This is a genomic window from Achromobacter sp. (genome assembly GCF_057314935.1).
The window spans coordinates 18844-23419 of sequence record NZ_DBHKZA010000061.1 but is presented as its reverse complement, the minus strand read 5'-3'; the positions used below and the strand labels follow the sequence as shown (position 1 = coordinate 23419).

Here is a 4576-nt window from a genome sequence, read left to right as displayed (position 1 = left end):
CAGGTCATCAAGGCCAACGGCGTACCCAAGACCGATCTGAAAGCGTAAGGACACCCCGTGACTGAACAAGCCCGCATCACCGTCAATCCCGAATTCGCCCTGATCGACGTCGCCCGAGACATCCGCATCGACGGCTTTCCGGCCTACGCCTTCATCACCGTCACCGCCACCATGCAGATGTGCGGCGCCCCGTGGCGGTCGCAAGCGGTCTTCGTGGCCGGCCACGACGGCAGCCTGGACCTGGGGCGCGACAGCCCCGTCTCGGGCAGCTACGCCGAACCCTCTGCGATGGGCATCGTGTGGTCGATGGTGTGCGAAGACATGAGCCGGGTGGTGTTTCCGCCCGATCGTACGGATCCCCTGGTCATCCAGATCGAAGCGACCGACGGCAGCCGGGTTGCCTCGGCGCAGCTGGTGCAGGAATTCCTGGAAGAGGGCGTGAGCCATCGCGCGGTGCGCGGACAGGTCGGCGGCATGACGGTGTCGGGCGAACTCTATACGCCTGCTGGCCCCGGTCCGCATCCGCTGGTCATCTACATGAACGGCTCGTCAGGCGGCGTGAATGCGCCCCGCGCCGCGCTCTTCGCCGCCCGCGGATTCCAGTGCCTGGCCCTGGCCATCTTCAACTACGAGGGGCGGCCCAAGTACCTGAACGACATGCCGCTGGAATATTTCGAGCACGCGCTGCAGTGGGCGCGCGCCGAACTGGCGCCGCGCGACGGCTTCGTGGCGCTGTCGGGCATCAGCCGGGGCGGAGAGACCTCGCTGCTGGTGGCTTCGCACTATCCGGAGCTGGTCAGCGCGGTCGTGGCCTATGTGCCGTCGCCCGTCACACATGGCGTGGTCAGCGCCGGCGCGCCCGGCACCGGCCGCAACGCCCAGGTCTGGACCCGGGGCGGCCAACCGTTGCCGCACCTGTGGCAGGACAACGCCAGCGCCGATTGGGAAGCGGCCTACGCGTCCGAGCCGCCCTACCGCCAGACCCATGCGTTCTTAAGCGCGACCCGCGACGGCGCCGCGTTCGAGCGCGCCCGCATCCCGGTGGAGAACTTTCCCGGCCCGGTCATGCTGGTCAGCGCGTCCGACGACGGCTTCTGGCCCAGCACCGCCTATTCGGAAATCGTGATGCGGCAGCGCCAGTCGCACGGCCTGCCCACGTTCCATCATGTCTGCATGGGGGCGGGGCACCACGTCCACTATCCCTACTTGCCGGCCACCTTGATCAGCAAGCCGCATGCAATGTCGGGACTGTTGCTGGACGCCGGCGGCACGCCGGCCGCGAATGCTGCGGGCAACGAAGGGTCTTACATGGCCGTGCTGGAATTCTTGGGCAGGGCCGCCGGCATTTCGTAGGATGGGTGGAGCGCGTGCCGTCTCCAGCAACAACGCAGGAGCTCAGCGCGCGCAACCCATCACATATGCCGCTGCGATGTGCTCCTTGAGGGGGGCAGCCCTCACCGCTTTTACTCTTCGCTCGTCCATTCCACCTGCACGCCCAGGCTGCGCAGGTTTTCCACGAACTGCGGATGCGCCCGGCGGATCGGCGTGGCGTTGCGGATTTCAGAGCGGCCCTTGATGCTGCTGGCCACCATGAACAAGGCGATGGCAACGCGGATGATGTAGGGGCTTTCGACCACGGCCGGCGTCAGCGGATTGCCGCCAAAGGTCACCACCCGGTGCGGGTCCGATGAAAACACGTGCGCGCCGAACTTCGACAGCTCGCCCGTCCAACCCAGCGCGCCGTCGTACACCTTGTTCCAGAACATCGCGTTGCCTTCGGCGCACACGCCCAGCGCGATGAAGATCGGCAGCAGGTCCACCGGGAAGTAGGGCCATGGCGCCGCTTCGACCTTCGTCAGCACATTGCTGGTGAAGGGCGTCTGCACTTTCAGCGGGCCCGAGCGCAGCGCGCGCGACCAGCCGTCCTTGTGTTCGATCTGCACGCCGAACTTGGCGAACGTGCGGTCGATCAGCGGGAAGTTGCCCGGCGTGCGGTTGCGCACCACGACGTCTCCGCCCGTGATCGCGCCCAGCGCCAGGAAGGTGGTGATCTCGTGGAAGTCTTCTTCAAACGTGAACTCGCCGCCGCCCAAAGGCTTGCCGCCCCGGACCGTCAGCCGGGACGTGCCGATGCCGTCGATATCGGCGCCCATCATCGCCATGAAGCGGCAGAACTCCTGCACGTGCGGTTCGGACGCCGCGTTGGTCAGCGACGACTCGCCGTTGGCCGCCGCCGCGCACAACACGAAGTTCTCGGTCGTGGTGACCGACGCGTAATCCAGCCAATGATGGGTGGGTTTGAGCGCGCTGCTGCTGCGGACCAGCAGGGAACCGCTGGCGCGCTCGACCTCGCCGCCGAACGAACGGAAGATCTCCACGTGCGGATCGATCTCGCGCACGCCCAGCGTGCAGCCCTTCACGTTGTCTTCCAATCGCGCTACGCCAAAGCGGGCCAACAGCGGCGGCACCAGCATGATGGACGACCGCATTTCTTCGGGCAGGCGGTGGGCTGTGGCGTCGAACCGGGTGTGCTTGTGGTGCAGGTCCAGCGTGCGGGTGGTTTCATCCAGCCGGACTTCGCTGCCCAGCGTGCGGAAGATGTCCAGGATCTTGCGCACGTCCGTGATGTCCGGGACCCCATGCAGCTTCAACGGCTGATCGGTCAGCAGCGTGGCGCACAGGATGGGAAGCACGGCGTTCTTGTTGGCCGAAGGAATGACGCGGCCGCGCAGGGGCGTGCCACCGTGGACGATGAGGTTGGACATGGGGAGAAAGGCGGCCGGAGTGAAAAAAGAGAGGAGAGCGCGGGGAATTGTACTGGCGTCGCGCCGCCCTGATTGGGGACGGAGTATTCCAAACGTTTCAAACTGCATATATCCGCACGCGCTGTCCGCAGTCCAGCGGTTCGGCAATCCGGAATTATGGCGTGGAACCTGCACGCCAATCTGCCAAAGCCCTTAGGGGAATCGGGTCAATTGCGATGGCGGGGCGCCCGCGCCGCACAATGCGGTCAGCGTTCCGATTCCGCATCCCCTTCCCGGAGATTCCCCATGAGCGAGACCCCCAGGCCAGAGCACGCCATCCTGCTGCGCAACACCATGGCGTTCGATCGCGACCATGCGGACGAATTCAAGCAGGCGATCCACGATGCCCTGCGGTTCGCCCAGGAGAATGCGCCGCAGTTGATGGTGCAGGTGTTCATCGATGCCGACCAGGCGCTGTGCTACAGCTTCCAGCTGTACGCGGATTCGGACGCGATCCTGCGCCATTGGGAGGTGTCTGACCCCCATATCACCGCGGTCATGAAGCACTGCGTGGTCAAAAGCATGGAGGTCTACGGTAGCCCCAGCGATGCGGTGCGCAACGGGATACTGGCCGCAGTCGGCAGCGATAAGGTGTCCTTCACGCCTGAGCTTGTTGGGTACTACCACCTGCGGTGATCACGGCGCCGGGGTTGAATCGAGGCTGGCGCCCGCGACGCCGGCGCCCACCCGGCAAGCGCAGGCTCAATGTCCCACGACGACCGCGCCCGAGCTGCGCAGCCCGGGCCGGAACGCGTAAGCATGGCCCGACGACGCGATCATGAACGCAATGCCCACCAGTATCACCAGGGCCCAGGGGAAAGCGCCCGCGCCCCACACGTCGAGCAACATGCCGCCCGCCACGCCCGCGCCGGCAATCGCCCCGTTCCACGCGACTACATTCATGGACAGCGCCACGTCGGCGCCGCGGCCGGCCGCATCCGCGAGCGCCGTCTGCAGCAGTGTGGCTGCGCCGCCAAAGCTGATTCCCCACGCCGCGATCCCCAGGTAGATCACGGCCGGATTTGTCGGTGCCAGGCCGAACGCAAGCGCGGTGGCGCCAAACGCGGCCAGGCTGGCCAGCACCGTCGAACGCAAATGGCGGTCGACCAGCTTGCCCGTGATCCAGATGCCGACAAGCGCCGCCGCGCCAAAAATGAACAGCACCAGGTCCACCCGCCCACCCAGGCCGGCAGGTGCCACAAAGGGCGCGATGTAGGTGTAGAGCATGTTGTGGGCCAGCATCCACGCAATGACGACGGCCAGCACGCGCCGCACGCCGGGTGTGTGGAACACGCGGCGCAGCGGCATGCGCTCATGCGCAGACTGGCCGGGGTAGTCGGGGACTTTGGCCAGCACCCATGCGATCAGCACCAGCGTCAACCCGGACATGATCCAGAACGCCGCGCGCCAGCCCACGGCCGACCCCAGCAAGGTGCCCAGCGGCACGCCCAGGGACAGGGCAATGGGCGTGCCCACCATCGCAAGCGCCATCGCCTGGCCTTGCTGGTAGGGGGCGACCATGCGCCGCGCATAACCGGCCAGGAGGCTCCACGCCAGCCCCGCCGCCACGCCGGCAAAGAACCGCGCCACCAGGGTCACCCCGTAGTGGGATGACAGCGCCGTGGCCGAATTGAAGACCAGGAAGCCGACGATGGTCAGCAGCAGGACGTTGCGGCGCCGCCAGCCGCGGGTGGCGATCGTCAGCGGGATGGCCGCCAGCAGCGAACCCAGCGCATAGGCGGTGACCATCTGGCCGGCTAGCGACGCGCTGA

General features: G+C 66.6%; 4 protein-coding genes. 2 read left to right on the top strand and 2 right to left on the bottom strand.

Annotated elements, in window-relative coordinates:
- Window positions 1–57 precede the first annotated feature (57 nt).
- Window positions 58–1353, top strand: coding sequence for an acyl-CoA thioester hydrolase/BAAT C-terminal domain-containing protein (locus tag ACO6D5_RS21050; protein WP_485826437.1), 1296 nt, complete (start codon window positions 58–60; stop codon window positions 1351–1353).
- A 110-nt stretch (window positions 1354–1463) separates the two neighbouring features.
- Here ACO6D5_RS21050 and ACO6D5_RS21045 read toward each other — a convergent pair whose 3' ends face one another.
- Window positions 1464–2765 (bottom strand): UDP-N-acetylglucosamine 1-carboxyvinyltransferase, encoded by a 1302-nt coding sequence (locus tag ACO6D5_RS21045; RefSeq protein WP_485826436.1) that lies wholly within the window; start codon window positions 2763–2765, stop codon window positions 1464–1466.
- Window positions 2766–3050: 285 nt separating this feature from the next.
- On the opposite strand from ACO6D5_RS21045, the gene ACO6D5_RS21040 reads away from it, so the two are divergent.
- Entirely contained in the window at window positions 3051–3440 is a 390-nt protein-coding gene (locus ACO6D5_RS21040; RefSeq protein WP_315846305.1) for a hypothetical protein, read from the top strand.
- Window positions 3441–3506: 66 nt separating this feature from the next.
- Here ACO6D5_RS21040 and ACO6D5_RS21035 read toward each other — a convergent pair.
- On the bottom strand, window positions 3507–4576 hold a 1070-nt coding region (locus ACO6D5_RS21035; RefSeq protein WP_485826435.1), incomplete at its 5' end, for an MFS transporter.

Excerpts from the sequence above, each read along its gene's own strand:
- ACO6D5_RS21045 (WP_485826436.1), bottom strand. The coding sequence starts at position 2,765 with ATGTCCAACCTCATCGTCCACGGTGGCACGCCCCTGCGCGGCCGCGTC.
- ACO6D5_RS21040 (WP_315846305.1), top strand. The coding sequence starts at position 3,051 with ATGAGCGAGACCCCCAGGCCAGAGCACGCCATCCTGCTGCGCAACACC.